At 70.5% G+C, this 24,762-nt stretch carries 24 protein-coding genes and 2 pseudogenes; 10 read left to right on the top strand and 16 right to left on the bottom strand.

Annotated elements, in window-relative coordinates:
- Window positions 1-105 precede the first annotated feature (105 nt).
- Window positions 106-864: a maleylpyruvate isomerase family mycothiol-dependent enzyme gene (locus ACFWP3_RS02835; RefSeq protein WP_384215692.1), complete on the top strand. Its 759-nt coding sequence runs from the start codon at window positions 106-108 to the stop codon at window positions 862-864.
- A 359-nt stretch (window positions 865-1,223) separates the two neighbouring features.
- A complete protein-coding gene (locus tag ACFWP3_RS02830; RefSeq protein ID WP_384215623.1) occupies window positions 1,224-1,724 on the top strand; it encodes an SMI1/KNR4 family protein in 501 nt (166 codons plus the stop codon).
- A gap of 181 nt (window positions 1,725-1,905) precedes the next feature.
- Here ACFWP3_RS02830 and ACFWP3_RS02825 read toward each other — a convergent pair whose 3' ends face one another.
- The 3 genes from ACFWP3_RS02825 to ACFWP3_RS02815 all read right to left on the bottom strand — a co-directional run bounded on the left by ACFWP3_RS02825 (window position 1,906) and on the right by ACFWP3_RS02815 (window position 5,326).
- Window positions 1,906-3,033: an NADAR family protein gene (locus ACFWP3_RS02825; RefSeq protein ID WP_384215622.1), complete on the bottom strand. Its 1,128-nt coding sequence runs from the start codon at window positions 3,031-3,033 to the stop codon at window positions 1,906-1,908.
- A 127-nt stretch (window positions 3,034-3,160) separates the two neighbouring features.
- The gene (locus ACFWP3_RS02820; RefSeq protein WP_384215621.1) at window positions 3,161-3,841 is read right to left on the bottom strand and encodes a hypothetical protein; all 681 of its coding nucleotides are present in this window, start codon (window positions 3,839-3,841) and stop codon (window positions 3,161-3,163) included.
- 192 nt (window positions 3,842-4,033) lie between these two features.
- Window positions 4,034-5,326 (bottom strand): hypothetical protein, encoded by a 1,293-nt coding sequence (locus tag ACFWP3_RS02815; RefSeq protein ID WP_384215620.1) that lies wholly within the window; start codon window positions 5,324-5,326, stop codon window positions 4,034-4,036.
- 608 nt (window positions 5,327-5,934) lie between these two features.
- Between ACFWP3_RS02815 and ACFWP3_RS02810 the strand changes: the two genes are divergently transcribed.
- Window positions 5,935-6,438, top strand: coding sequence for an N-acetyltransferase (locus ACFWP3_RS02810; protein ID WP_384215619.1), 504 nt, complete (start codon window positions 5,935-5,937; stop codon window positions 6,436-6,438).
- Window positions 6,439-6,631: 193 nt separating this feature from the next.
- Here ACFWP3_RS02810 and ACFWP3_RS02805 read toward each other — a convergent pair whose 3' ends face one another.
- Complete coding sequence (locus ACFWP3_RS02805; RefSeq protein ID WP_384215618.1) at window positions 6,632-7,906, bottom strand: MFS transporter; 1,275 nt, start codon at window positions 7,904-7,906, stop codon at window positions 6,632-6,634.
- Entirely contained in the window at window positions 7,903-8,442 is a 540-nt protein-coding gene (locus ACFWP3_RS02800; RefSeq protein WP_384215617.1) for an ArsR/SmtB family transcription factor, read from the bottom strand. The genes ACFWP3_RS02805 and ACFWP3_RS02800 overlap by 4 nt, the downstream gene beginning before the upstream one ends.
- Window positions 8,443-8,841: 399 nt before the next feature.
- Between ACFWP3_RS02800 and ACFWP3_RS02795 the strand changes: the two are divergent.
- Window positions 8,842-9,081 (top strand): annotated as a pseudogene (locus ACFWP3_RS02795) (DUF3592 domain-containing protein); the annotation flags it as partial.
- A gap of 188 nt (window positions 9,082-9,269) precedes the next feature.
- On the opposite strand, the gene ACFWP3_RS02790 reads toward ACFWP3_RS02795, so the two are convergent.
- From ACFWP3_RS02790 to ACFWP3_RS02775, 4 genes are read right to left on the bottom strand one after another with little or no spacing between them, the layout of a single operon-like run.
- Window positions 9,270-9,782: a GNAT family N-acetyltransferase gene (locus tag ACFWP3_RS02790; RefSeq protein WP_384215616.1), complete on the bottom strand. Its 513-nt coding sequence runs from the start codon at window positions 9,780-9,782 to the stop codon at window positions 9,270-9,272.
- Window positions 9,779-10,198 (bottom strand): arsenate reductase ArsC, encoded by a 420-nt coding sequence (locus tag ACFWP3_RS02785; RefSeq protein ID WP_384215615.1) that lies wholly within the window; start codon window positions 10,196-10,198, stop codon window positions 9,779-9,781. Before ACFWP3_RS02785 ends, ACFWP3_RS02790 begins: the two co-directional genes overlap by 4 nt.
- Window positions 10,198-10,971: an aquaporin gene (locus tag ACFWP3_RS02780; protein WP_384215614.1), complete on the bottom strand. Its 774-nt coding sequence runs from the start codon at window positions 10,969-10,971 to the stop codon at window positions 10,198-10,200. Before ACFWP3_RS02780 ends, ACFWP3_RS02785 begins: the two co-directional genes overlap by 1 nt.
- On the bottom strand, window positions 10,968-11,357 hold the full coding sequence (locus tag ACFWP3_RS02775; RefSeq protein ID WP_384215613.1) for an ArsR/SmtB family transcription factor: 390 nt from the start codon (window positions 11,355-11,357) through the stop codon (window positions 10,968-10,970). The genes ACFWP3_RS02780 and ACFWP3_RS02775 overlap by 4 nt, the downstream gene beginning before the upstream one ends.
- Before the next feature lie 86 nt (window positions 11,358-11,443).
- On the opposite strand from ACFWP3_RS02775, the gene ACFWP3_RS02770 reads away from it, so the two are divergent.
- Window positions 11,444-11,938 carry an ArsI/CadI family heavy metal resistance metalloenzyme gene (locus ACFWP3_RS02770; RefSeq protein WP_384215612.1) on the top strand — a complete coding sequence of 165 codons (495 nt, stop codon included), beginning with the start codon at window positions 11,444-11,446 and terminating at the stop codon, window positions 11,936-11,938.
- A gap of 43 nt (window positions 11,939-11,981) precedes the next feature.
- On the opposite strand, the gene ACFWP3_RS02765 is transcribed toward ACFWP3_RS02770, so the two are convergent.
- The gene (locus tag ACFWP3_RS02765) at window positions 11,982-12,875 is read right to left on the bottom strand and encodes an Ig-like domain repeat protein (RefSeq protein WP_384215611.1); all 894 of its coding nucleotides are present in this window, start codon (window positions 12,873-12,875) and stop codon (window positions 11,982-11,984) included.
- 477 nt (window positions 12,876-13,352) lie between these two features.
- Here ACFWP3_RS02765 and ACFWP3_RS02760 point away from each other — a divergent pair, with 477 nt between their 5' ends.
- A complete protein-coding gene (locus ACFWP3_RS02760) occupies window positions 13,353-13,844 on the top strand; it encodes an SRPBCC family protein (RefSeq protein WP_384215610.1) in 492 nt (163 codons plus the stop codon).
- A gap of 249 nt (window positions 13,845-14,093) precedes the next feature.
- Here the strand turns inward: ACFWP3_RS02760 and ACFWP3_RS02755 are convergent, their stop codons facing one another.
- Window positions 14,094-15,011: a LysR family transcriptional regulator gene (locus ACFWP3_RS02755; protein ID WP_384215609.1), complete on the bottom strand. Its 918-nt coding sequence runs from the start codon at window positions 15,009-15,011 to the stop codon at window positions 14,094-14,096.
- Window positions 15,012-15,126: 115 nt separating this feature from the next.
- Between ACFWP3_RS02755 and ACFWP3_RS02750 the strand changes: the two genes are divergently transcribed.
- The 4 genes and pseudogenes from ACFWP3_RS02750 to ACFWP3_RS02735 all read left to right on the top strand — a co-directional run bounded on the left by ACFWP3_RS02750 (window position 15,127) and on the right by ACFWP3_RS02735 (window position 19,121).
- Complete coding sequence (locus ACFWP3_RS02750; RefSeq protein ID WP_384215608.1) at window positions 15,127-15,939, top strand: inositol monophosphatase family protein; 813 nt, start codon at window positions 15,127-15,129, stop codon at window positions 15,937-15,939.
- Window positions 15,940-16,006: 67 nt separating this feature from the next.
- A pseudogene (locus ACFWP3_RS02745) lies at window positions 16,007-16,453 on the top strand (NADPH-dependent F420 reductase); the annotation flags it as partial.
- A 531-nt stretch (window positions 16,454-16,984) separates the two neighbouring features.
- Window positions 16,985-17,332, top strand: a complete 348-nt coding sequence (locus tag ACFWP3_RS02740) for a hypothetical protein (protein WP_384215607.1) — start codon at window positions 16,985-16,987, stop codon at window positions 17,330-17,332.
- A 220-nt stretch (window positions 17,333-17,552) separates the two neighbouring features.
- Window positions 17,553-19,121 (top strand): alpha/beta hydrolase, encoded by a 1,569-nt coding sequence (locus ACFWP3_RS02735; RefSeq protein WP_384215606.1) that lies wholly within the window; start codon window positions 17,553-17,555, stop codon window positions 19,119-19,121.
- Window positions 19,122-19,268: 147 nt separating this feature from the next.
- Here ACFWP3_RS02735 and ACFWP3_RS02730 read toward each other — a convergent pair whose 3' ends face one another.
- From ACFWP3_RS02730 to grpE, 5 genes are all read right to left on the bottom strand, one after another.
- The gene (locus ACFWP3_RS02730) at window positions 19,269-19,910 is read right to left on the bottom strand and encodes a TIGR04222 domain-containing membrane protein (protein ID WP_384215605.1); all 642 of its coding nucleotides are present in this window, start codon (window positions 19,908-19,910) and stop codon (window positions 19,269-19,271) included.
- Between the two features lie 363 nt (window positions 19,911-20,273).
- Window positions 20,274-21,638: a hypothetical protein gene (locus ACFWP3_RS02725; RefSeq protein WP_384215604.1), complete on the bottom strand. Its 1,365-nt coding sequence runs from the start codon at window positions 21,636-21,638 to the stop codon at window positions 20,274-20,276.
- Window positions 21,638-22,276 carry a hypothetical protein gene (locus ACFWP3_RS02720; RefSeq protein WP_384215603.1) on the bottom strand — a complete coding sequence of 213 codons (639 nt, stop codon included), beginning with the start codon at window positions 22,274-22,276 and terminating at the stop codon, window positions 21,638-21,640. The genes ACFWP3_RS02725 and ACFWP3_RS02720 overlap by 1 nt, the downstream gene beginning before the upstream one ends.
- Entirely contained in the window at window positions 22,264-24,351 is a 2,088-nt protein-coding gene (locus tag ACFWP3_RS02715; protein ID WP_384215602.1) for a dynamin family protein, read from the bottom strand. Before ACFWP3_RS02715 ends, ACFWP3_RS02720 begins: the two co-directional genes overlap by 13 nt.
- The gene (grpE, locus tag ACFWP3_RS02710; RefSeq protein ID WP_384215601.1) at window positions 24,344-24,637 is read right to left on the bottom strand and encodes a nucleotide exchange factor GrpE; all 294 of its coding nucleotides are present in this window, start codon (window positions 24,635-24,637) and stop codon (window positions 24,344-24,346) included. Before grpE ends, ACFWP3_RS02715 begins: the two co-directional genes overlap by 8 nt.
- Window positions 24,638-24,762 lie beyond the last annotated feature (125 nt).

Here is a 24,762-nt window from a genome sequence, read left to right as displayed (position 1 = left end):
CCTGTCGACACATTTACGTTCTCCGCGGCGCAGCGCGCGCAACCCACAACTCGTCGTGATCAAGCCCGAGTCCGCCTGCACCGACTGCGGCTACGACAGGCGTCCATTAGGTGCTCCAACTCCCGCAGCTACGCGCCTAGAAAACAGGTACGGTCGGCCGCGTTCCGGAGTGCCGTTGCCGCCGCACCCAGACTTGAGGCGCGGGTGCCGTCCTGCCCCGAGTGGACGTTGTTCGATCTGGTGCAGCACCTGGGTACGGGCCAGCGCTGGTGGGCCGCAATCGTCACCGCGGGCCCTGCCGCGGCTCCGCCGGCCAAGGATGCCGCGGGGGCGCCGCGCGAGCTCGAGGCGCTGCTGGCCTGGTACGCCGAGTCGAACGAACTGCTGCTGAGTGCGCTGCGCGAGGCCGGCCCGGAGCGCGAGTGCTGGGCGTGGTGGAGCGCCGGCGTATCGCCTGCGAACGCCTGGGGCGTTGCCCGGCGCCGGGTGCACGAGGTCCTGGTGCACACCTACGACGCCCAGCTCGCCGCAGGCACCGTGCAGCCGATGCCGACGGACGTCGCGATCGACGGCGTGGCCGAGTTCCTCGACACCTGCAACTCCACCCCGGCGGCATGGCCGCACGAGGCCGCCACCATCCACTACCACGCCGCCGAGGGCCGCTCCTGGCTCCTCGCGTTGGACGGCACCGGCGCCTGGCCCGCACCCCTCCCGGACGACGCCGCGCCCGCCTCCGCTTCGGCCACGGGCACCGCCGAGCAGCTGCTCCTCTTCGTCTGGGGCCGCCTCAATCTGAGCGACCTGAAGGTCGAGGGCGACCGGCAGGTCTTCGAGCAGCTGATCGCCTGGGATCCCGAGGAGTAGCCAGCCCCTTGCCCCTGCCGCCGGCGGACGGCCGTACGGCCTCGTATAGCTCGGGACCGAGCGCCTCCCGCAGTACTGCCGACTCAGCCAGGAGGGGGATACGGCTACGGCCAGGCCTTGTGTTACGTGCCTAAGTCAGCAGGCCGATCGCGCCGAGGGGGTGACCGCGCCCGGGCCCTTCTAGGGATCGGGCCCGTCCGAAAGCGCGCGTAAGCTCTCGATCGCGGAGAGGGTGGGGGTGCCAGATGTGGTGGAGGCGACGCCAGGACGAGAACGCAGCGAGTCCGTGGTCGCCTGAGCAGTGGTCGGGGTCATCGAATGAGTCTGGCCCGCTGACGCCGAAGGAGCGGGTACGGGCTGTGGTCAACGCGATCACCGACGGCACCACAGCCCGGCCCGAGCAGCTCCAGGGGCTGTCTGCCGAGGTCGTCCTGGCCGTCGAGCGTGATCAACAGGCTCCGATGGCAGATGCCTACCGAGAGTTCCTTTCCTTGATCGGCGGTGGTGCCGGGCGCTTCATGCAGGGGGAGGACGTCTACCATCCCCGCGTGCTTGGCCTTGGGACCGCTGCCCGGGAGCTCCTCGAGGAGAACGAATCGCCCTTTCACTTCGAGCCCACTGACCGCGTCTTCTTCATGCACCAGGGCTATCAGTTCGAGTTCATGCGAGGTACCGGACCTGATCCCGAGGTCTGGTCATACTCCGAAGGTGAGCACGCAGACCTTCCCCTCCGCAGCTACGCGTCGTTCACCGACTGGCTTCGTGCGACCGCCGAAGCAGAGATTCCAGGCTGGAAGCATCACGTCGAGACGGTGCGCGAGGAGATCAACGCCGACGGCAGTGTCACTTTGCACTGGTAGGCAGTCCCCGGGTCAGCTGTTCGTCACTTCCTGGCCCGGAGGGACAGATGGGCGACGACATGGTTGACCGGTTGTTCTTGACGGACCGACGTCCGACAGAGCAGCGCCGGCGTACGCCTTCAGTCCTCCAGCCCTGGCGAACCAGCCTGCCGTCGGCCCCCTGCCCCGAACTCCGCTTCGCCTAGCGCCCCAACACCGTGGTGCGTTGCATGTACAGCTCGGAGCGGATGAGTTCGAGGAGACGGCCGGTCCAGTTGCGGCCTCGGCCCGAGTTGTCGCCCCAGAAGAGCGAGTCCACGTCTTCGTAGATCAGCGTGGCGTCCTCCGTGGCCAGCAGGATCTCGGCGAGCTCGGGATGCTGTTCGTACTTGGCGCGCAGCAGGCTGGTCATGACGGCGGTGCGGGACTGCTCCCAGCCCTCGCGGCGCTGTGCCCCGGCAGCGATCTTGCGTGCAGCGGCATCGGTGTCTGCCGTCGCGATGGCGGCGCCGACCTCTGGCTGGGCGACCGACAGGGCCCAGTAGGCGTGGGCGACGGAGGGGTAGTCGACGTTGCCCACCGTGATCGGTGCGGGGTAGTCGTTGCGCAGAGCGAGGTGGCCGGGATGGCCGGGTTCGGGCTCCGGCTGGTTCGGGAAGCGGTGGTGGAGGTGGACTGCGGGAGCGTGCGGAGCAGTCGGACCGTCCGCTGAGACGAGGGTTCGTCGCTCGTTCCTCCAGCGGGCCCGATCCTCGAAGTACGCGAGGGCCCTGTCGTAGGCCTCTTGTGTGACGGGCGGGTCGCCAGGCCGGTAGGTCTGGCCTCCGGGCCCTGCCACCAGCACTCGCAGCGGCCAGTCCTTGGTGTCCATGTCGCTCAGCGCGTAACGGCGCCGGGAGGCCGGGATCGCCAGGAAGGCTGTATGTGCCGCGGTTCGGTTCTCCTCTGTCCGATCGGCGAGGAAGGCGTCGACGGCGGCCAGGCAGCGGCCGGTGGAGTCGGGGCGCCCGTTCAGCTGGTCGATGGTGTCGCGGACTTCGGCGGCCAGCAGTTCCGGGGTGAGCCGGCTCTGGGGCTCGCTGAAGTTCCAGTACGCAAGGCCGTGCGCGGATGCCTTGGCGCCGTCGGGAAGGGTCGTGGCAACCCAACCGGACCTGAGCTTCTCCTCGAACTCCTCGATGGTGACCAGGCCCCAGCAGTCGATGAGCCCGTCGGCGTAGATGAAGAGGTCGGTCAGGAAGTATCTGCCGTTGCGGATGAAGGCGTGCCGCCATGTGCCGGGTATGCGGACGCCGTCCACGGTGCGATAGGTGATGCGCTTGCCGATCATCCTGTGATTGTGTCGCACGGACTGCCAAGGTGACGTGGGTTTTCCCGGCGGGGAATCGGCGCCGAGCGGACTCGGCCGGGGCCTGTGCCGTTCACGCCCCGAGGGGCTGCGCCCGCGGCGGCGGGACTCACCTACCGCCCGGCCGTCCGGTGCGTTGCTGGTGGTGGAGCCAGGCCGTCAGTGCTGCCTGAAGGTCGGCTGCCTCGCGGGGATCGAGGGTCCGGCTGGTGGTGCCGGAGTGCAGGCGTAATCCCCTGGTTGTGACCGCCCAGCCAGGACCGCGGCGTGGGGCGGAGCTGAGGGCTCCGCCCTCGGTCAGGGTGCGCAGTGCTTCACGTACGCTCGCGGGCACGCGGCCGGTGCCGGGTGGGAAGGCAGTACGGGGCCGGGGGGTGAGGCCGATCGCCGTGTAGAAGGCGGCCAGGGCGTCCTCGAGCGAGCCGGGGCCGGCGGGTGCGGCGCCGGTGAAGGCCTCGATGAGTTCGGGGTGCGGGAGCGGGGCGTGCGGACCGTACGGCTTGTCGTGCAGGGGATGCTCGTCGGTTTCCAGACGTACGCATGCGGGCGCGATCAGTTCGCGGGTGAAGCCGCGGCCGACCAAGGCTGCGTAGACCTTGCGCAGCTCGGCGGCCTGGCGCGGGACCGGATGCGGGTCGGGGCTGATCGGCGCATGTGGCTTCGCGGGCCGGGGCGCCATCCCGAGAACGCCCGTGCTCTGGTGCAGCACGCCGGCCTGCGTCAGCACCAGCGTCGCCTGCCGGCCCTTCGCGTCCGAACCGAGCCGGAAACCCACCACCATCGTGCCCATCTCGCGCCGCCCTCCTCCGACCGCCGCAGCCGTCGCACCACGCTAGCCAGACCGCCGTCGCTCGGGGACGGGGATCGCCATGTTCCCCCGGGACGGGACCCGTACGTGCTACAGCGGGCCCTGCTCGACGTGGCCGGCCGCGCATCGAGTCGAACCGTGGTCAGTCGGTCAGTCGGTCAGTCGGTCAGTCGGTCAGTCGATGACGTCCGTACGCCACTGGGCGCGGGCGGTGGACAGGAGCTGCGGGAGGTCCGAAGTCTGCTCGTCGTACTGCTGGTCGTTGACGAGGAGCTGGTAGACGTGTCCGCCGTCACCGGCGACGAAGAGTTCGGTCCGGTGGCAGGGGGTCTCCCGGGCGGGCCAGTGGTAGTCCAGCTCCAGCCGTGCGGCTTCCTTTCCGCCTTGTGTGTCCCCGTGGGTCTCTGCGGTCAGGGCCACCATCTTCGACTCCTCCGTCTTGGCGTACCAGGCGAGTTGTCCCTTGGCGGCCGTCTGGGCGGTGTGGCCGTTGGTGTCGTCCCGTTTCACCCCGATCACGTAGCGGTCGTCGGGCGATACCCAGGTGGATTGGAGCGCGTTGTCGGCGTCCAGTCTCCAGCCGTCGGGGACGGCGACGGCGAGGCGGAGCGCCTTCGCCCGGACGATGTGCCAGCCGGACGGCAGCGGTGGGGGTGTCTGTTCCGCGGAGCTCGACGGCGGTGGGGACGAGGGGGCGGCGCCTTCTGGTGGTGTGGGGGTTGCGGCAGGGGTGTCAGGGGTGTTCGGCGGGGCAGGTGCGGCGATCGGCTGTTCTTGTGCTGTGTCTCCGGGTGAGGAGGCCCCGTCGGGCGTCTGCGGTGAGCTGCCGTCTCGGTTGGCGATCACCAGCACTGCGACCAAGGCTGCGAGTGCGGCCCACTGCGCGGGGGCGCTCCAGCGTCCCCACCGCCCGGCGCGCGGCGCACGCCCGGATGCCGGCGCCCGGCGGCCCCGCGGATCCGTGCTGGTGTCCGGCTCATTGACGGTTCCGTCCCCCGGCTGCTCCAGGGCCGCTGAGCCCGCTGGCGGGATCGGTTCTGCACCGGTCAGCACAGCAGCCTCGCCAGGAGCGTGTGGACCGCCGTTCTGCGCACGCGCGCTGCCGTGGTCCACTTCGCGACCGGTCGCGGGTATCGGGTCCAAGGGCGTGGCCGGAGTCGGGGGCGAGGCCGGCGTGGGGGCCGCGGTCGTCGCAGCGGTGTGAAGGCGGCGCGCCTGCTGGAGCTTGTCCGTTCTGGTGCGGGCGTCGCGGGGGTAGCGGTTCTCGATGATCTGGTTGAGCCGAGCGAGCGGAATGGTCTTCGTTCCGGAGCGGTACTCGCTCCACACGCTCCTGCTCAGCTGGTAGCGCTCTTCGAGCTGGCTGACGGTGTCCTCGGCTGTCAGCTCGCGCAGGAACCGCGCCAGGGCGTTGGCCTCGGGTGTACGGCCCTTCAACGGGCCCGGCGGACGTCCTGGTCTGCTCATCTCTCCCCCTCCTCGGCTGGCGGCGTGTTCGCGGACGTTCGTGCAAATTCGCGGTTGCCCGGTGCCCCCGAATCGCTGACCTGCACTGACGCGAACACGACCCAACCGATAATCAGATCAGGTTCCAGCGTGGTGTTCCACCGCTTCCGCCAACGCGGACAGCGGGGCCACCGCGAGGAAGGGACGTTCGCGCGCTACAGCCGGTCGACGTCGCGCTCTGGCCCGAGGACATGCCCGACGAGGACGAGCCGGAGGACACCGCGGCCCCTCCGTGTCCAGCCAGAGGAGGTGATGCGTGTCCTGTGCGCGAACCTCGACCTATTGGAGGAGACGAGCACCACCGCGGTCCGTGTGGCGACCGCCTGCCCATCGGCGGCGGGACCGCGGAGGAGATCCGACGCCAGCAGCAACGCATTCGGGCCCGCTTCCCCGACGTCGCACCGGCCCGTCCGAGAAGCCGTTGCCCTACCGATCATGGAGTCTGTCGATCGAAAGGGGAGTCTCGATCAGGTGATCGCGGGCATTGCCGGGCGTGAGAGCAGGACCTGGCGGAATATGGGGAAAATCCAGGGGGAGCGGACGGCAGCGCGCTGCTACGGTCGGGCGCTATGAGCTGGCTCCCCGAGAATTTCGTCCATCCCGTCCTGGTACCCCTGCCGGGCAGTGGTCATCACCTGCGGCCGATCCGGGAGGCGGACACCCCGCTCGACTACCCGGCTGTGATGGGTTCGCGCGAGCGGCTGTGGACCATCTACGGCCCAGCCTGGGGCTGGCCCGCAGCCACCATGACCTACGAGGCCGACCAGGCCGACCTGTTGCGGCACGAGAAGGAGATCGCCGCACACCAGTCTTTCAACTACGCACTGTTCGACGCGGCGGAGACAGCACTGCTCGGCTGCGTCTACATCGACCCACCAGAGAGGGCCGGCGCGGATGGCGAGATCTCCTGGTGGGTGGTGGACGAGCTGGTGGACAGCAAGGTCGAGCAGGCCCTCGACGAGCTGGTGCCACGGTGGATCGCCGCCGACTGGCCGTTCGAACAGCCGCGCTTCCTCGGCCGAGAGATCTCCTGGTCGGACTGGCTAGCCCTGCCGGAACACCCCGACGCGTAAGTAGCTTTGTCGTCATGCACGCCGACCATGCCCAGGCGCCCCGCCGGCTTGAGCTAGTCAGCCCCGACCGCGGAAGCGATCCGACCGTCGCACGAATCCACGGCCGTCGGCCCTCTCGCCGTGGTTGTGGGCCAGCGTCACGTACGCCGCGGGCGTGCTGCGCCTCGTCGGTGTTTCGCGCGGCCGCCAGGACCTAGCGGAGCTCGGCATGTCCATCGACCAGGTCCGGCTCGCCGGCCGGGGCGGCGGCAAGCAGCGCTGCTTCGACCCGGCGGTTGCTGGTCATGGATGCCGTGACGGCCGTCATCGCCAGGAGGAGGCCGGCGGCGGCGTAGAGCGGGGTGCGGATGTCGTAGGTGGTGGCCAGCCAGCCGCCGAGGAACGCCCCGATGGGGGCGGCGCACATGGCCAGCATGCGGGAGGTGGAGGCGACCCGGCCCATGAGGTGGGCTGGGACGATCGCCTGCCGGAGGGAGGGCGCGAGCACCATCGTGGCGCCCATGCCGGCCCCGCAGACGGCGAGCGCCAGCCCGGCCACGTACGGATTCGGGGCGGCTGCCAGGCCCAGGATGGCAAGGCCTTCGACGGCGGCCGTGCAGGTCAGTGCGGTGCCGGTGCCGAGTCGTCGGCCGAGGTAGGAGGCGATGCCCGCGCCGAGTAGGCCGCCGGTGGCCTCCGCGGTGAGGAGCAGGCCGAAGCCGTAGGTGTCGATGCCGAGGCGGTCGTGCGCGAAGAGGGCGAGGACGGTCTCCACGGCGAGGAAGGCCACGTTCCCGACCGCCGGGCGGAGCGCGAGGCCGAGCAGCAGCCGGTCCCGGAAGACGTACGAGGCCCCGGTCCGCGCCTGCCGAAGCAACGACTCGCGGACCTCCGGCACGGGCCGCGGCATGGCGGGCAGCGTACGTACGAGCAGTGCGGAGACCATGAAGGACACCGCGTCGGCGAGCAGCGGAACCGCCCGCCCGAACGCGAGCAGCGCGCTGCCGGCAGGCGGACCCGCGAAGCCGGACATGGCGGTCTGGGCGCCGCGCAAGCGGGAGTTGGCGCGCTCCAGGAGTGCGGGGTCGCGGCGGAGCAGATCCGGCAGGTAGGCCGTGGCGGCCGTATCGAAGAAGAGTCCGCCGAGGCTGAGCAGGAAGGCGACGGCCGCGAGCAGCGGGATGCTCAGCACGCCGAGCACGGCCGCCGCCACGGGTATCCCGAGCAGCACGGCGCGTGCCATGTCGGCGACCCACATCCTGCGCCGACGGTCCCAGCGGTCCACCAGCGCACCGCCGAGCACCCCGAAGAGCAGCCACGGCAGCGTCCCCGCGGCCGTGACGACGGCGAGCGCCATCGGGTCCCGTGTCAGCGTCAACGCGAGCAGCGGCAGCGCGGCATGCGTCACCCCGTCGCCGAGCGAGGACACCGTCTGCGCGGTCCACAGCCGTCCGAACCCGGTCGGCAGCTTCCGAACGTCTGAAGTCACTTGGCGTCTCCTTCGACCTGCTGACGCGGTGCCGGATGGAACAGTGCGAAAACGAGTGACGCGTCCGGCAGCGACGGATCGGACAGCTCCCGGTACTCGTCCGCGAGCGCCTGCAGGCGCGCCCCCAGCTCTGCGAACTGCTCCTCGGTGAGCCGCAGATGCGCCATCCGCACGTGCCGTGCGCCCTCCGCCGACGACGCCTCCAGGTCCGCCACCGCATGCCGCATCAGCACATCCGGCCCTCCCTCGCCCGGATCCGGCAGCTCGATCGCCCGCGCGGCCATCGCGTAGTACCGCTCGGTGACCCCCCTCACCTTCCGCGTCCGCACCACCTTCACCAGGCCGGCCCGCTCCAGCAGCCGCACGTGATAGCTGGAGCTCCCCTTCGCGAGGCCGACCCGCTCGGCGATCTGCGTGATCGTCGCCGGCTCGAAGCGGAGCACGGCCATGATCCGGTGACGCGTGAGGTTGGAGACGGCGCGCAACTGCTCGTCAGTGGTGACGTGAAACGTCTCGGGAAGATCATCGGTAGGCATGCGAGCAATGGTCAACGACTCTTGACCATTGCGCAAGAGGATTTCGCTGCGAGGACTGCCGGGACCGGCTGGGGCACGGTGTTCGTCGAGTCGGGGCCGGCACGGGGTGCGGTGGCGGGGTTAGCGCCGCGGGGCCGCACGCGGTGCGAGCGCCGGGCGGTGATCCGCAGCGCGCTCTCGCCCGAGGTTCGGATCACGGGCCGGAGCAGGGGTACGCACGGCGACGGTGTCCTACGTAGTGAGGTGAATGGTGGACCGAGTGGCCTGCGTCAGCGTCTCCGCACAGCCCGGCGTTGTCACCAGGAACCGCCTCCGGCCGGTGCCGCGTCGACCGCTGCGACAGGAAGTACCCGAGGAGTCGCGCAAGGAAGGGAAGGGTAAGCAGCGGTGTGGGTTGCGATGTTGCTCCTGGCAGGTCTCGCCCTCCTCGGGTTCGGCACGTATGAGGTCGTGGCCCAGTGCCGCCGCCAGCGCGAGGGGATCCGCGTCAGGGGCACAGTGGTCCGCCACCACATGGACGGCCCCAGACTCGAAAGCGGCCCTGTCTACTTCGCGGTGGTCGAATTCGTCGACGCGCAGGGTAGTCGGCATACGTTCCAGGCCAGGTCATCCGGAGTCAAGGCCTCCCCGTGGGCGGTGAGGTCCGGTGCGCTACCTTCCCGGCACCTTGTTCACGGCCATCGGGATCTGGATGCTCGCCACCGGTCGTTGAGCTTCGTCGCGTCCCGCCTCTCTGAGGCTCGGCGGCTGGGCACGCACGCGACACCGCATGGAGTGGTGCCGGCGGCGGGCCGTGGGGCGATGACCGCGCGCACTGGGCAGCCGGTTCAGGTGAGGCCGGGGCTGCGGCGTTCCACGAGGACGACGTCGCGCCACGTTCCGTGGTGGCGGCCGATGCGTTCGCGGGTGCCGACGACTCGGAACCCGGCGCGCTGGTGCAGGGCGAGGCTGGCGGTGTTCTCCGGGAAGATGCCGGACTGCACCGTCCAGATGCCTGCGGTGTCGGTGGAGGCGAGCAGGGCGGTCAGCAGGGCCAGTCCCGTGCCGCGGCCGCGGGCGTCGGGGTGGACGTACACGGAGTGCTCGACGACGCCGGCGTACGCGCACCGGTCGGAGACCGGCACCACGGCGGCCCACCCCAGGACCCGGCCGCCGGCCTCGTCCAGGGCGACCAGGCGGTGGGCGGGCAGCTTGGCGGCGTCGAACGCTTCCCAGGTCGGGGCCGTGGTCTCGAAGGTGGCATTGCCCTCGTCGATGCCCAGCTGGTAGATCGCCAGGACCTGTTCGGCGTGCTCCGGCCGCATGGGCTGGATGCGCAGAGCGGCCCCCGAGGCCGTCACGCCGTCGGCTCGATGCCGAGTTCGGCGAGCAGGCCGCGGATGCGCCGTTCGATCTCGTCGCGGATCGGCCGGACCGCCGCGGCGCCCTGGCCGGCCGGGTCTTCGAGCTGCCAGTCCAGGTAGCGCTTGCCGGGGAAGTACGGGCAGGCGTCGCCGCATCCCATCGTGATCACCACATCCGAGGACCGCACCGCCTCGGCGGTGAGGACCTTGGGGATCTCGGCCGAGATGTCGATGCCGGCTTCCCGCATGGCCTCGACCACGGCCGGGTTCACCATGTCGGCGGGAGCGGACCCGGCGGAGCGCACCTGGACACGGTCTCCACCGAGGCGGGTGAGGAAGGCGGCGGCCATCTGGGAGCGGCCCGCGTTGTGCACGCAGACGAACAGCACGGAGGGGGCGGCGGAGGTACTCATCAGGCCAGGGCGCTTTCTTCTGCGGAACGTGCGGGAGCGGCGGGCGGCTGCCCGTCGGCGGGGACGATGACCTCGTCGCCGGCTGCGACGGCCGGACGGCCGAAGCAGACGGCGACCAGGCCGAGACCTGCGGCGGCGCCGAGCAGCTGGGCGGCGAGGAAGGGCAGTACGGAGGTGGGGGCGATGCCGGCGAAGGTGTCGGTGAACGCCCGGCCGATCGTGACGGCCGGGTTCGCGAAGGACGTGGAGGAGGTGAACCAGTACGCCGCCCCGATGTAGGAGGCGACCAGCAGGGGCGTGAGGTGCACGCGGCCGGCGCGGGTCAGGCCGAAGACGAGCCAGACCAGCCCGGCGGTGGCCACGACCTCCCCCAGCCACAGGTGCCAGGAGGAGCGCTCGTGGGTGGAGAAGTCGAGCAGCGGCTTGCCGAACATGGCGTCGGCCAGCATCGCGCCCGTGACCGCCCCGGCGACCTGAGCGGGCAGGTACGCGGCGACGTCGCGCAGGGCGGGGCCGTCGCCGGTGCGGCGCCCGGCGAACCAGGCGGCGAGGGTGACCGCCGGGTTGAAGTGCGCCCCGGACACGGAGTCGAGCAAGGCGATCAGCACACCGAGCCCGAAGACGGTGGCGAGGGAGTTGGCCAGCAGCTGCGTTCCGATGTCGTGGGTCAGCTCGCCGGCCTGTATCCCGGAGCCGACCACCACCGCGACCAGTGCCGCCGTACCCAGTCCCTCGACGGTGGCCCGCCGCAGCAGCGGGGCCGGCGCGCTCACGCCAGGGCCTTCGCCGGTACGGCTGGGATCTCGAGGAGAGCGGACAGTTTCGCCAGCGCCTCAGGGAGCACCCAGTAGTACACCCAGGTCCCGCGCCGCTCGGAGTCGACCAGTCCGGCTTCGCGCAGCACCTTCAGGTGGTGGGAGATCGTCGGCTGGGAGACGTCGAACGGGCCGATGAGGTCGCACACGCACGCCTCGCCGCCCTCGTGCGAGGCGATCAAGGACAGCAGTCGCAGCCGGATCGGGTCCGACAGCGCCTTGAACATCCGCGACAGCTCGGCCGCGGCCTCCTCGCCCAGCGGCTCGCGCGTCATCGGTGCGCAGCACGCCGCATCGTCATCCTGCCCGAGCCCGAGCACCGGCAGACCAGCTTGTTTCGACATTCTTCAATATTGACAGTCATCGATGCCGGTGGCAAGGTCGACTGTATCGACAGTTGTCGAAACAAGACGTTCGATGGGAGTCCGTCATGTCCCGTGTCCAGCTCGCCCTGCGCGTTGCCGACCTCGAAGCCTCGATCGCTTTCTACTCCAAGCTGTTCGGCGCCGAGCCGGCCAAGCGCCGCGAGGGCTACGCCAACTTCGCCGTCACCGATCCCCCGCTCAAGCTCGTCCTCATCGAGGGTGAATCCGGCGAGGACACCCGCCTGGACCACCTCGGCGTCGAGGTCGCCTCCACCGAGGACGTCACCGCGGCCACCGCCCGGCTCGGGGACGCGGGCCTGGCGACGTTCGAGGAGAACGACACCTCCTGCTGCTACGCCCTCCAGGACAAGGTCTGGGTCACCGGCCCCGGCAAGGAGCCCTGGGAGGTGTACGTCGTCAAGGCTGACGCCGACACCCTTGGCAAGAGTGCCGACAGCGCCCCGGATGCGTGCTGCGGTACCACCGGCGAACAGGTAGCCGGGCCGGCGCAGGCTCATGCCGAGGATAAGACGGCCGCAGGGTGCGCCTGCGGCAACTGACCGACGTTCTCCCAAGAAACGGCCCCAGTCAGGTGGGGGCAGGTCAGATCGAGCAGCCGGGGCCGGTGGTGGGGGCGGTGCACATGTTCCTGCCGGGACCGCCGTTGTTGGTGTTGGTACCGGTGCCGCCGTTGAGGCGGTCGTTGCCTGCTTCGCCGAACAGGGAGTCGTTGCCGGCGTTGCCGCGGAGGATGTCCCTTCCGTTGCCGCCGAAGAGGGTGTCGTCGCCGCCGTTGCCCGTGATCCTGTCGTTGCCGTCGCCGCCCTCGATGCGGTCGTTCCCGGGGCCGCCGACCAGGATGTCGTTGCCCTGCCCGCCGCAGATGAGGTCGTCGCCGCCGGCGCCGTCGACCCTGTCGTTGCCACCCAGCGCGAAGATCACGTCGTTGCCGGCGGTGCCTACGAGCCGGTCCGCACGGTTGGTGCCGACGACCGTGAGGACGGCGTTGTCGCAGGCCAGCGGGTTCACGACCTGGACGACGGTATTACTGGTGGAGGGCGCGTACGTGGTGTTCCCGCCGTAGACGGCGGTGATGTGGTGGATGCCGACGGCCAAGTCGCTGATGGGCAGCGACGCCGTGCCGGTGGCGTCGAGGGCGTCGGGGCCCAGGTTGGTGTCGCCGTCCTTGAAGAGGACCGTACCGGTCGGGGTGCCCTCGGCACCGGTCACCGTCGCGGTGAAGGTCACCGTCTGGCCGACGACGGACGGGTTGACGGACGAGACCAGTACGGTGGTCGCCGGGGCTGTGCCTGCTGGCGACACGCTGTCCTCCACCGAATGCGCGACGGCGCGCGCCGGATTGCTGTTCGCGTCGACGTTACGCGTGGCCGCGGTGCGCGGCGCATTGCCGACGGGATGGTCGGCCGGAGTGCCGAAGTCCTGGGCATGAGCCCCCGGAGCGCCGAGCAGCGCGGCGAGGCACATCGCGCCGGTCACGGCTGCCAGGACGCCCCTGCGTCTGCGCTCTGCGCCAGGGTCCGCGCTGGACGTACGAGAGCCGGTGGTGCGGGCTGGGCATCGAACGGACAGGTTGATCACGCGGCACCCTCACAGATCACGGTCGGCCGGCCGGCCGGGACACCGGAGCGTGAGCCACCGCCCCTGTCGCGATCCGGCAGGGCAGCACTCTGACAGCGCCGATCGGCCGCTCGGGCATCCGCCACCACGGCAGCGCCCGAAACCACTCGGAAGGCCGTCTCACTCCCCCGGTGATGGTCGGCGGCTCGGTGCGCCGCGAACAACCCGAGAGTCGGAGGAAACGCACCAGCGGGTGGCGATCCCACAGAGTAGACGCCAGTGCGATACATGAATGCAGTGCCGTGCAGTGCGGTGCAGTGCCCTCAGCCGAGGAGCACGACGAGCGGTACGAATGCGCGTTGTCCCACACCTCGAAGGAAGAGAATGGTGCGCCCCATGAAGTACACGACCTCCATCGAGATCGCCCTGCCGCGGGAGAAGGTGGCCCAGTTGCTCGCCGACCCGGCACAGCTGCCGAAATGGCTGCGGGGCCTGGTGCTGCACGAGCCGCTGAGCGGGGAACACGGGCAGCTCGGCACCACGTCGCGGGTCGTGTTTCAGATGGGCCAGCGGAAAATGGAGTGCACCGAGACCATCACACGCCGGGAACCGGCAGACCTGCGCGAGATCCCGAAAACGAGCGTCGTTCACTTCGACCGCGAGATCGTCGGCGAGGGCATGTGGAGCGCGGTGCGCGACCGGCTGACCGAAGCCGGCCCGGAAACGACGCTCTGGGAGAGCGAGAACGAATACCGCTTCAGCAGCTTCCTCATGAAGCTGGTGGGGCTCCTGATGCCCGGCGCCTTCCGCAAGCAGTCGCAACAGCACATGCAGGACTTCAAGGCGTTCGCCGAGCAGGGAAAGGACGTCCGCGAAGCGACGGACTGATCTGCCGTAGCGAGGCGGTCGCGTACCCGCAAAACCGCCGGTCCTCATGTCGTCGGCCCGGCCTGCGCGTGGCGAGCGCTCGCCATGAGAAACGATCCGTCAGTGACGAAGAGACGGATCTGTGCCAGGTAGGCGTCCCGATCGACACGGCCGTCACCGTTCTCATCGAGCGCGTCGAAGGCCGCCCGGTCGAGGTGTCGGCAAGCCGGCACGCAGCGCCTGACTGCCCAGTCGTCGTTTGGGGTGGCGCTATTGAGCGGCGGTCCGTGGTGTGAACAGTGCCTGGACGGTTTCGGTGGCCAGGTCTCGCAGCCAGGTGTGGGCGCGGTCGTTGTCGTAGCGCTGGTGCCACAGCAGGTACAGAGGGACGTCGGTCAGCGGGAGCGGCGGTGGCAGTGAGGCCAGGCCGAGTTGTTCCCGGGTCGTACGGGTGACCGCGTCGGGGAGGGTGACGACCAGGTCGGTTTCGAGGGCGAGTTGCAGGGCGAAGGCGGCGGTGGGCCCGGCGGCGACGACGCGTCGTTCGAGGCCGCGTGCGGTCAGGGCGTCGTCGATCGGGTCGCGCAGGTTTCCGCGCCGCGAGACGGTGAGGTGTTCGGCGGCCGCGTAGCGCTCGAGGCTCAGAGGGCCTTCGGTGAGCGGGTGGCCCGGGCGGACGGCGACGATCAGCCGGTCCCTGCCTATGAGGCGGTGCCGGACGTCGGGGGGCGTCGGAGCGCTGGAGCTTGATTCGAGGTCGACCTCACCGCGGCGCAGCTCGGCGTCGTCCGTCCCGGGTTCGGCGGACAGGCGGAGCCGGACGCCTGGGGCCTGATGGTGGACGGCGGTGATCAGGGCGGTGCCGCAGGCTGCGGTCAGGGTGTCGTGCCAGCGCACTGTGAACACCCGGTCCAGAGCTGCCAGGTTGAGTTCCTGCTGTGCGGAGAGAAGCTGGTGGGCCTGCTGTACGAGGGCGTGGACCTCGGCACGCATGGCCAGTGCGCGGGTGGTGGGGACCATGCTGCGGCCCGTGCGGACCAGGATCTGGTCCCCGGTGGCCTTGCGGATGCGGCCCAGGGAGCGGCTCATCGCCGGTGGGGTGACGTGGAGGCGCGCTGCGGCGCCGGCGACGCTGCCCTCTTCCAGCAGGGCGTCCAGGGCGGTGAGCAGGTTCAGATCCAATTGCATGCGAGTAACTCTACAAGTGACAAGCATGCACTTGTTGTTAATGGCCAGGCGGCCTAGCTTCGAAGTGCGGGGACGAGAAACCGCCCCGCTTCTACCGAACCCCAGGGAGCCCACCATGAGCACAGCCATGCCTTTCAACGCCGACGCGACGCTCCTGTCCGACGTGACCGCTGCGGTGAAAGCCGCCGGCGTCACGCTGCGCGACCGCTACACCTCGCACGCCCGGGGAGTGAGCCTGGACGAGGTCGTCGGCGAGATCCACGCCAACGACGACGCGGTGCTGGAGCTGCTGCGGGAACCGCTGCTGCGGGCCCGGCAGGGGTCGCAGTGGGCCGAGGACGAGCTGGCCGGCGGCGCGCTCCCGCCCGGGGAGTGGTGGGTCGTCGACCCCGCCGAGGGCAACATCAACCACGTCCACGGCATGGACGAGTGGGCCGTCACCGCCACCTTTGTGCGCGACAACCAGCCCGTACTCACCGCCGTCCACCTGCCGCTGACCGGCGACACGTACACCGCCGTCGCGGGCGGCGGTGCCCGGCTCAACGACCGCCCCCTGAAGGTGTCCGCCAAGACCGACCTGGGCGCCGCGCTCATCGGCACCGGCCAGGCCAAGCCCGGCGAGGACGAGCGCACCTTCCGGCGGATCGGCGACTCCGTCACCGCCATGCTCATCAACGGCCTGGTCGTGCGCGTGTCCGTTCCCGCGACCATGCAGCTCATCCACGTCGCCGCCGGACGCATGGACGCGTTCTGGCAGTTCTCCGACGTCCTCTCCGGCCTGGCCGCCGGCGCCCTGCTGGTCTCCGAGGCCGGAGGCACCGTCACTGACCTGACGGGCGCGCCCTGGACCACCGGCAGCCGCGACTTCCTGGCCTCCGCCCCCGGCATCCACGGCGCCGCCCTCAAGGTCCTCTCGCCGATCGCCTGACCGGACCGTCACCGCTCTCCCCTACCTCCCTACCTCCCTACCTCCCTACCGCAAGGAGCATCACCGCATGGCCAACATCGGCATCCTGGGAGCCGGGCGCGTCGGCACCAACCTCGCCCGCAAGCTCTCCGCAGCCGGGCACCATGTCACCATCGGCGGCCGCAGCCCCGAAGACACGGCCGCCCGCACCACGGACATCGTCATCAACGCGACGCCCGGCGACAGCTCCCTGGAGCGCCTCACCGACCTGCGTACCGAGCTCTCCGGAAAGATCCTCATCGACGTCTCCAACGCAACCCTCGACGCCGCTGACGGCCTGCCCGGCGACCTGTGCTATCCCGGCAGCAGCCTCGCCGAAGAGCTCCAGGCCGCACTCCCCCACACCCGGGTGGTCAAGACCCTCAACACCATGCTGTTCATGGTCATGACCGCACCCGAAACCCTGGCCACCCCACCGACCGCCTACCTCTCGGGCGACGACGAACAGGCCGGATGTCTGCGAGCACTTCCTTGGGCCTCGGCTGCGCCGCCGACGAGGCCGCCGAACGGGAGCGGATCCACCAGTTCGCTGGGAAGGGCAGGGCCGCACCGCGTACGGCTTCGACACAGCCACCTGGTCACGAGTAAACCAGTCGTGGACGGTGTCACCGTCCCAGATCGCCTCGATCGCCACGATGCGGCCCCCGCATCCGGCCGCCCGATAGGCCAGCGACTCCAGGTCGAGGGGGCTCTCCGGTTCGCGGGCGATCTGGTCTCTGTAGTGGAGATAGCGATCGTTGGCGATCAGCTGAACGGTACGGAGCCTCGCGCCACCGTACGTCTTCGTCCAGCACCATCTGCGACAGCCGTCGCTCAGCGATCCGACCGGGTCCCAGCGGTTCTGATCAGGGACGAGACTCGCTGATCGATGACTCGCCCCGCCACTCATCGGCAAGGCTGTGACCGACCGCAAGAACCGCCCACACCGCGCTCAACGTCCAGAGATCTGAGCTGAGATAGTTGACAACGAGCCAGGCCAACAGTGCGCGCATCATAGGGGGAGAGAGTGGAGCGGATCACCGAGGACCAGGTCGCACGGCTGGTCAGCTTTGTGTTCGCGCGAATCCCCGACCCAGCCTCTTGCCAAGGCGAAGCCCGTCGTACTGCCGCCGCCCTGAGACTGGCCGCGAACAAGCAGATCGCGGCGGTGCGCTTCCATCGGTCCTCTCTGCCTGAGCAAGCGACGGGGACCGAGCTGCACGCAACCGCCTCATGGAATCTTCTGGTCGCCTTCGCCGAAATCTGGCACGACCACCCGGAGTTCCCTGCCGACGCCGCCGTAGAGACTTTCGAGTTCGACTCCGAGTCGCCCCTCTCGCCGACTACGAACCACAACCCGCTGCGTGAGCGATAAGCCCTGCCGGACTTGATGCAGCGAAGCCCGCAGCGGTTCACGTCGTGCGCAGTTTCCCGCAGGGGAACAGCACTGGCCGGGGTGCCACCGGCAGCGGGTCCCGGGGCCCCGACTCGCGTGGGTCGGTAAACCGAGGTTTCGTGGTTGCAGGGACTGTCGTCGGACCGCGGCCCCGGCTGCGTGGTCGGCAGGGCCCCGAGGCAACGGAGGAGGGCCCGCCATGCCCCTGTCCGAAACAGCCGGCGGTCTCCGCCACCGCGCGGCGGCGCTCGTCGCGGCGGCGGTCTGCTCGAGCGTGCTCGGCTTCCCCGGCTCCGGCGCCGCCCAGGACACGCCGTCGCCCTCGGCAGGTATCCCCCGACTGGACTGGCGCCCCTGCACGCCCGGCAGCCCGTACGACTGCGCCACCGCCCGCGTCCCCCTCGACCACGCCGCCCCCGCCGGCCGCACCATCGACCTGGCCGTGGTCCGCAGGACGGCGACCGACGGCGCGCACCGCATCGGAACCCTCTTCGTGAACCCCGGCGGGCCCGGCGGCCCCGGGACGGTGCAGGTGCCGCAGAACTACGACTCCTTCCCGAAAGAACTGCGGGAGCGGTTCGACATCGTCAGCTGGGACCCTCGCGGCATCGGCAACAGCACAGCGGTGAACTGCTTCGACAGCACCGACGCCGCCGCGGCCTGGGGGCGTTCCAAGGCGGCCGGCTTCCCCGTCGGCGAGAAGGAGCGCACCGCCTGGACAGACGCCTACGAGGACCTCGGACGGCGCTGCGAGAAGCGCGACGCCGACCTCCTGCGCCACGTGTCGACCGCCGACACCGCCCGGGACCTCGACCTGCTCCGGCAGGCCGTGGGCGAACAGCAGCTCAACTACTTCGGCGTCTCCTACGGCACGATCCTCGGCGCCACCTACGCCAACCTGTTCCCCGGCAAGGTCCGCGCCATGGTCCTGGACAGCAACATCGCGCCCTCCGCGTGGACGAACAGCGACCGCCCGGACGCCCAGACCCCCACCTTCCTGCGCATGGGCTCCGACGTCAGCGCCGCCGCGACCCTGGACCGGTTCCTCGACCTGTGCGGATCCGCCCCCACGGGCCGCTGCGCCTTCTCGGCCGGCAGCCCGGAGGCTACCCGCGTGAAGTTCGACCAGTTGATGCAGCGCCTCAGGGAACGCCCGGTGGATACGTGGACGTACGCCAAGACGGTCGCCGACACGGTCAGCAGCCTCTACATCGTCGACCCGGGCTGGGCGGAGCTCGCCCGCCGCCTCCAGGACCTGTGGCAGGGCCGCGCCCCGAAGCCGCCCACCTACCCGCCGCCGCCCCCCGTCGCACAACCCGACCCGTATCTCGGCGACGAACAGGCGATGGCCGTGTGGTGCGGCGACAGCCCCAACCCCCGCGATCCCGCCGCCTACCACGGCCTGGAGGAGAACAGCGCCAAACGGGCGGGCGACGCAGGCCGCTTCTGGACCTGGGCCGGAGAGCCGTGCGCCACCTGGCCGGCCCAGGCCGCCGACGGATACGCCGGACCGTGGAACAAGCCCACCGCGCACCCGATCCTCGTGGTCGGCACCACGTACGACCCGTCCACCTCGTACACGGGCTCCCAGGCCATGGCGAGGGAACTGGCCAACGCCCGCCTGCTCACCCACGACGGGTACGGCCACACCGCCCTGTTCAACAACGCCAGCAGCTGCGTGAACACGTACGAGAGCCGCTACTTCATCAACGGCACCCTGCCACCGCCCGGGACCACCTGCCGCCCGGACAGACAGCCCTTCTCCTGATCGTTCTGCATCCGGGCCGCCGGGCTGTCCGTGGTCGCCAGGACGCAGGTCCGCTGGCTTGAGTCCATGAGGGTCTCCGATTTCGCCGGACCGTCCCGGTCGTGGGCGGGTGGCCGGCACCCTGCCCACGAGCCGGACCGTGAGGCCTCACTCGCCGCCTCCTCCGCCTCCTCCGCCTCCTCCGCCTCCGCAACTGCTGCCGTCGCCGGAGGTGCCGCCCGTACCCGAGCCGGGACCGGAGTCGACGTCCGGGCGCGGGAACCTGGGCCCCCGCGTCGGGCTCTGGCTCCCGCGCCCCGGTGTCGGGCCGCGACGGGGTGGAACCGCCTGAGCACGGCCGGCCGGGCGTCGCACTGTCCCGCCCAAGAGGCCGGAGGCCCCGCCCAGGACGTACTCCGGCATGCTCGCGTCGCGCCCTGCCGTCTCCAGGTATCGCCTGCCTCTACGGGTCACCCGATGATCCGCGCCCTCCACCAGGCCCCATGCGGCCAGCCGGCGGCCGATCTCCTGGATCTCCGGGGAGCGTTGTATGGCGGCGCGTACGGTGTCGACGCTCTTGGTTCGCCCGCAGAACGCGAACACAACACGCTCGACCGCATGCCCCGGCAGTTCACCATCCACCGTACGCACCTGCGAGGCGTGCACCACGAGCAGGCCGCGCCTGTTCAACCCGACGATCGCGCTGTCAGCCACCCGCCGCGCGCCGCCCGCCAGGAACGCGACGTCGTACACATCCAGAGCCCGCATCTCGTCCGAGCCCCTTGCGAACCGCCGGAACACCCACCGCATGCCAGACCCGCCCCCGTTTCGGCCCACTTCATCTGCCGGCAGTCTCACCTGACGGCGCGCCGCCCAACCCTCTTCCCGCCATCTCAGAGCAACACTTGAGCTAGGGGCACGGCCACGCCACCATCAGCAGGCCGGTGAAGCTCTTTGGTGGGCTGGTGCAAGTGGCGTGACATCGAGCTGTTGGTCGGTGTGCTCAAGCCAACTCCGTTACCGGTGCGCGAAGTCATGCCCGCTCGGCTCGATCCCCGGTCTAGCGGTCGCAGGTCATCCAGATCCCGCCTCGGTGCAGGCCCGTCATCACCAGATCCGCCTCCAGTGCCCCGAGCTCTGCCTCGCCCATGACCGAAGCGAAAGCGCGAGGAATCACTGTTCCGAGCCATCGAGCTTGACCTGCCGTGGAATGAAACGGCCCTGAAAGAAGCCACCGACTGGCTGCAGCGCCTCGTTTCTCAGATCGTGTGGACGGGGTCGTTCAGACGAGGCCGGCGTCGAAGCTGCCCCCCCCACGTCCGTGCGGTCCACCGCGCCCATGCGGTCCACCGGGTGGTGCGGGGCGGTGTGCGCGCCGGCCTGGTCGGGGGTGTCCTCCGTCGTACGGTCCGGGTCGCGCGGTTCTGGGGCGGCCTGGTCCCGCTGGTCCCCCTGGTCGCGGGAACCGTGCACCGGCGCGGGCGGCTGGTCCTGCGCCAAGGCGTACTCGCGCGCGAGTTCGGCGACCCGGCGACCCAGTCCGTATCCGGCCGTGAGCCCGGCGGCGACGCCCAGGGTGGATCGCACCTTCCCTCCCGGCAGCCCGTCGACGGAGGTACGGGCCGAACCGTCGCCCCTGCGCCCCCGGCGCCGCGTCGGCTCGTGCCGGGTGAGCCAGGGGAAGTGGGGGTCGGCGAGCATCGTGGTCAGCAGCCGGATCGCGTTGCCCACCGCGTAGCGCCGCCAGGCGTTCGGGAGGCCGTCGAGGTCCACGGTGGCGTCGGTGGCCGCCTTGCCGCTCTCGGCCCGGTCCGAGAGCCCGCGGACGACGATCAGGTCCACGCCGTCCTGCGGGTAGGCGGCCAGTGCGGCGCCGCCCGCCTCCATTTCGACCGCCGCCAGCTTGCGGTTGTGGGTCTGGATCATCTCCTTGAAGGCCTGTGAACCGATGACCATCTCGCCACTGGCGACGGGGGCCACGTGATACTGCGGGCCCCCCTGCGGCCGGTCCGGCTGGGCGATGCGGCATGCCTTGTGGCCGTCCCGGGTCCACTTCTCCGCCAGGGGCTCTGTTGCCTCCCTGCGCGGGAAGTTCTGGACGTAGCGCAGCAGGGCGGCCGATGGTTTCCAGTTCGTCCCGGCGAGCCGGTAGCGGGCGCCGTCGGGGTTCTTCGGGTCGTCCACGACCTTGGCCTGGTTGAGGTAGTCGACGATCTCCGAGGCGATGACGACGTCACCGAGCGGGAGGTCGTCGTCGAGTGCCGCCGCCGTTCCCACGAGGGCGACCAGGGACACCTTGAACTCGTGGACGAGGTCGTTGACGGCGACCGCGGCGTTCGGCAGCCCCATCGCGTCCAGGACGGTCAGCACGCCCGTCACATCGGAGCCCGGGACCCGGAAGCGGTAGTAGACCCGCTGGTCCACCTCGAAGTCGCCGAGCCGGTCGAGTCCGGCCATCACGTACCGGAACTCCTCGCCCAGAGCGACCACCAGCCCCACCTTCGGCTTCAGTTCGCGGTCTCCGGTCGGCTCGGCCATCATGGCTCCCTTCTGTCGCCGGCGTCCATGGCCAGCACGATGCGGGTGGACAGTACGGCGACCGCCGCCAGTTCGGCGGCGGACACCACGGTCAGGGCAGGCTGGGAAACACCCCGTGAGAGGAAGTGGAGGACGACGCAGAGGACCGCGGGCAGCGCGAACATGATCAGGTCCACGGCGAGTTGGAGGTACTTCCCCGACACCCGCAGCGGGCCGCCCCGGTGCACGGACTCCCAGGCGAGCACGAGACCGGCGTCCACGCCGGCCGCCGCCGCCAGCCGGGGCCGGAGCGTGGTCCGCAGATAGCGGCCGATGGCCGACACCTTCTCGTCGTTGGCCAGGTAGGTCCATCCGAGGACGATGCACACCGGCGGGAGGAGCAGGACGAGTTCAGCGGCGCGGGAACTGCCCGCGATCGCCACGGCGGTGGCGCCGAAGACGGCGAGCGTCGCGTACATCAGGTGGTCCCGCGCCGCGATCCGGGCGCTCTGCTCCGCCTTCAGCACCTCGTACTCGGTGACCAGTACCTGGCACAGCGTCTGGGAACCGGGGGACGGCGAAGGCCCGTCGGGGGCCGGCCGCCGCGGGCCCGGAGCACCGGGCCCGCGGCCGTCACGGCCCGCGCTCACGGGTTCCATACGAGCCTGACCTCCGCCAATTCGGCTTGCAGGGCTTCCAGTTCGCGCTCCGCCAGGTCGATGGCGTTGAGCATCCCCACGCGCTCGTCGACGGTCAGACCGGTGTGCCGCTCCAGGTCCGCCTTGTCCCGCTCGATCTGGGCCTGCTCCTCCTTCAGCCGGCTCTCGATCTCCACCGTGATGGCGTCCCGCTCCTCGACGGCATACGCGCAGGCGTCCTCGACCGCGTCGGTGCCGATGGCCTTGAGCACATCCGCCAGCAGCTGTTCGGCGGCCTCCCTCGAATGGGCGCGGCGTTTGCGCCAGACGGCCACCCCGCCGAAGAGCGCCGCTGCGACCGCCGCCGCCACGACGGCGGCGGGCAGCGCTGCCAGGGCCGTGGCGGCCAGCGCGGCCGTACCGCCGGCCTGCTGTCCGGTAACGGGCTTGTGCCGGCCGCCGAGCCAGTCGGGGGACTGCGTGCCTGGCCGCGGCACGGTCGCGGACGTGTGGATGGGGAACCAGTCGGGAAAGAGCGGGACGGTCTGCGGCCCGGTACGGGTCTCGGCAGGGGGCTTGTGCACGCTCGTGGGCAGGCTTCGGGACAGCACGCCGGCCCCCATCATGGCCGCCGCCGAGGCCTGGCTGTCCTCCAGTGCGAGGTCGTCGACGGTGAGCCGGGTGTGCACCCGTACGGCCATTTCCTTGGATGCGTTCATCCGTCCGAGGTGGGCGCCCACCGGCCCCTCCGGATCGTTCCGGGTGATCTCCTCGACCGCGGCGTCGAGCCGCTGTTTGACCAGTCCGCGCATCCGGATCGAGGCGCTGGCAGGTTCCTTGACCAGTTCCTCACAGATGCCCTGCAGGGCCTTGGGGCTCTTGCCTTCGAACCGTTTGCGGTAGTCGGTTCCGAGCGCCTCCATCCGTTCGGCACCCAGTTCGCGCACTTTTGCCTGAGACTCCACGGCCGCCCGGTCGAGGTCGGGCTTCCAGACCTCCCCGTGTTTGGCGATCCATTCGTAGACGCGCTCCTGCCGTTCCCGGATGGCCCGTTCGCCTACCTCGCCCTCCGAGAGGAGGGACCGGCGGCCCGCCAGCCGTTCGGCGATCGCAGCCCCGGTGGAGTCGGCGAGCCGCAGCAGGGTGCGGCGGTGGATCAGCCCGACCTGTTCGGCCACCTCGGTGCGCAGCCACTCGGCCGGTTTCGAGATTCCGCTCAGTTCCAGTTTCCTCTCCCAGCCCGGGGCGGGCCGCCGCGCGTACGCGGTCAGGGCGTTCTTGGCGGACACGCTGACCCCGGTCACCTCGTTACGGAAGCGTTCGGCGAGCTGCATGCCGCGCGTCTCGTCCTGGAACAGCGCCGTCCACGTCTGCGGGGAGTGCAGCACGGCGAGGTTCTCGCGCAGTCGGTCCTCGGCGTCGGTGAACTGCCCGGCATGGCTCTGGACGATCAGGTAGTGGGCGACATGCTCCACGGACTCGGCCAGGAAGCGCAGTTCCGAGTCACTGATGGGGCGGTCCGGGCGGATGACGAACATGACCGCGTCGGTGTCCGCCAGCGCCGCCACGGTCGCCCTGCGGTGGGCGGGGTTGAGGCCGCCGACGCCCGGCGTGTCGGTCAGCCGCAGCCCTTGGGCCAGCAACGGGGACGGGACCGCGATCACCGCGCCGAGGACCTCCGCGTCCTGCCCGTGGCGCTGGGCCACCGTCTTGGCGCCGCGTGTGGTCAGGTATTCCTCGATCTCCTTCCCCGCCACGTCGCGCACGACGAGTTCGTCGCCCTGTCGGATGTAGACGGTGGCCAGCAGGGCGTCTCCGTGGGCCAGCTCCACCTGTATGGAGGACAGCGCTTCGGCGGCCGTGGGCAGGACCGGGGTCTCCACGAGAGCGTTGATGAGTGTGGACTTGCCGACGGAGACCTCTCCGACGACGGTCACCTGGGCAATGGGCTTGCGCCAGCGACCGGCCAGGTGCTGGAGGGGTTCGCCGGCCGCGGCCAGGGCCTCTTCCTCCTCGGCCAGTGCGAGCAGGCGCAGGACGGCGTCCTCCGCCCGGTCGTCGGCGGCCGCCGCGGCGGTGCCGAAGGGGTCAGTCATGGGACTCCTCCTCCATGTCGTAGACGGCGACGCGGGCCGGCTTGAGGACCTTGCGGGTGTGGCTCTCGCGGAATCCGGGGTCGAGCACGGCGGCGATCCGGCCGCACTGCAGTGGTTCGGTGGCCTCGTGCGTCTCGGCCCAGTTGTGGGCGGCCGGGTCGAAGGGCGATCCCGGTTCGGGGCTGATCGTCGCGATGCCTGGAAGCCGTGCCACCACGGCCCTGATCCGGCGGGCCAGTTCACGGTTGGTCAGGCGGTCGGCCACGGCCAGCAGGTCCGCGGCCACGCCGGTCAGGTGCGGTGCCGGGGAGGGCGGCGCGTCCGGTCGTGTGCCGCCCGGACGGGGCCGGCGGCGGGCTGCGATTCGGTGCAGGGTCCGTGCCGGGGTCCGGGGCGAGCGGAAGCGAGGAG

It is taken from the genome of Streptomyces sp. NPDC058525, from assembly GCF_042719495.1.
Taxonomy (GTDB): Bacteria; Actinomycetota; Actinomycetes; order Streptomycetales; family Streptomycetaceae; genus Streptomyces.
Note: the sequence above shows the minus strand (reverse complement) of the source record. Positions and strands in the feature narration are given on the sequence as shown.

Bases quoted from the DNA above. Each gene is read 5' to 3' on its own strand.
- ACFWP3_RS02825 (WP_384215622.1), bottom strand. From the start codon at position 3,033: ATGATCGGCAAGCGCATCACCTATCGCACCGTGGACGGCGTCCGCATA.
- ACFWP3_RS02820 (WP_384215621.1), bottom strand. From the start codon at position 3,841: ATGGGCACGATGGTGGTGGGTTTCCGGCTCGGTTCGGACGCGAAGGGC.
- ACFWP3_RS02815 (WP_384215620.1), bottom strand. From the start codon at position 5,326: ATGAGCAGACCAGGACGTCCGCCGGGCCCGTTGAAGGGCCGTACACCC.
- ACFWP3_RS02810 (WP_384215619.1), top strand. From the start codon at position 5,935: ATGAGCTGGCTCCCCGAGAATTTCGTCCATCCCGTCCTGGTACCCCTG.
- ACFWP3_RS02800 (WP_384215617.1), bottom strand. From the start codon at position 8,442: ATGCCTACCGATGATCTTCCCGAGACGTTTCACGTCACCACTGACGAG.
- ACFWP3_RS02785 (WP_384215615.1), bottom strand. From the start codon at position 10,198: ATGAGTACCTCCGCCGCCCCCTCCGTGCTGTTCGTCTGCGTGCACAAC.
- ACFWP3_RS02775 (WP_384215613.1), bottom strand. From the start codon at position 11,357: ATGTCGAAACAAGCTGGTCTGCCGGTGCTCGGGCTCGGGCAGGATGAC.
- ACFWP3_RS02770 (WP_384215612.1), top strand. From the start codon at position 11,444: ATGTCCCGTGTCCAGCTCGCCCTGCGCGTTGCCGACCTCGAAGCCTCG.
- ACFWP3_RS02760 (WP_384215610.1), top strand. From the start codon at position 13,353: ATGAAGTACACGACCTCCATCGAGATCGCCCTGCCGCGGGAGAAGGTG.
- ACFWP3_RS02755 (WP_384215609.1), bottom strand. From the start codon at position 15,011: ATGCAATTGGATCTGAACCTGCTCACCGCCCTGGACGCCCTGCTGGAA.
- ACFWP3_RS02750 (WP_384215608.1), top strand. From the start codon at position 15,127: ATGAGCACAGCCATGCCTTTCAACGCCGACGCGACGCTCCTGTCCGAC.
- ACFWP3_RS02735 (WP_384215606.1), top strand. From the start codon at position 17,553: ATGCCCCTGTCCGAAACAGCCGGCGGTCTCCGCCACCGCGCGGCGGCG.
- ACFWP3_RS02730 (WP_384215605.1), bottom strand. From the start codon at position 19,910: ATGCGGTGGGTGTTCCGGCGGTTCGCAAGGGGCTCGGACGAGATGCGG.
- ACFWP3_RS02725 (WP_384215604.1), bottom strand. From the start codon at position 21,638: ATGGCCGAGCCGACCGGAGACCGCGAACTGAAGCCGAAGGTGGGGCTG.
- ACFWP3_RS02720 (WP_384215603.1), bottom strand. From the start codon at position 22,276: ATGGAACCCGTGAGCGCGGGCCGTGACGGCCGCGGGCCCGGTGCTCCG.
- ACFWP3_RS02715 (WP_384215602.1), bottom strand. From the start codon at position 24,351: ATGACTGACCCCTTCGGCACCGCCGCGGCGGCCGCCGACGACCGGGCG.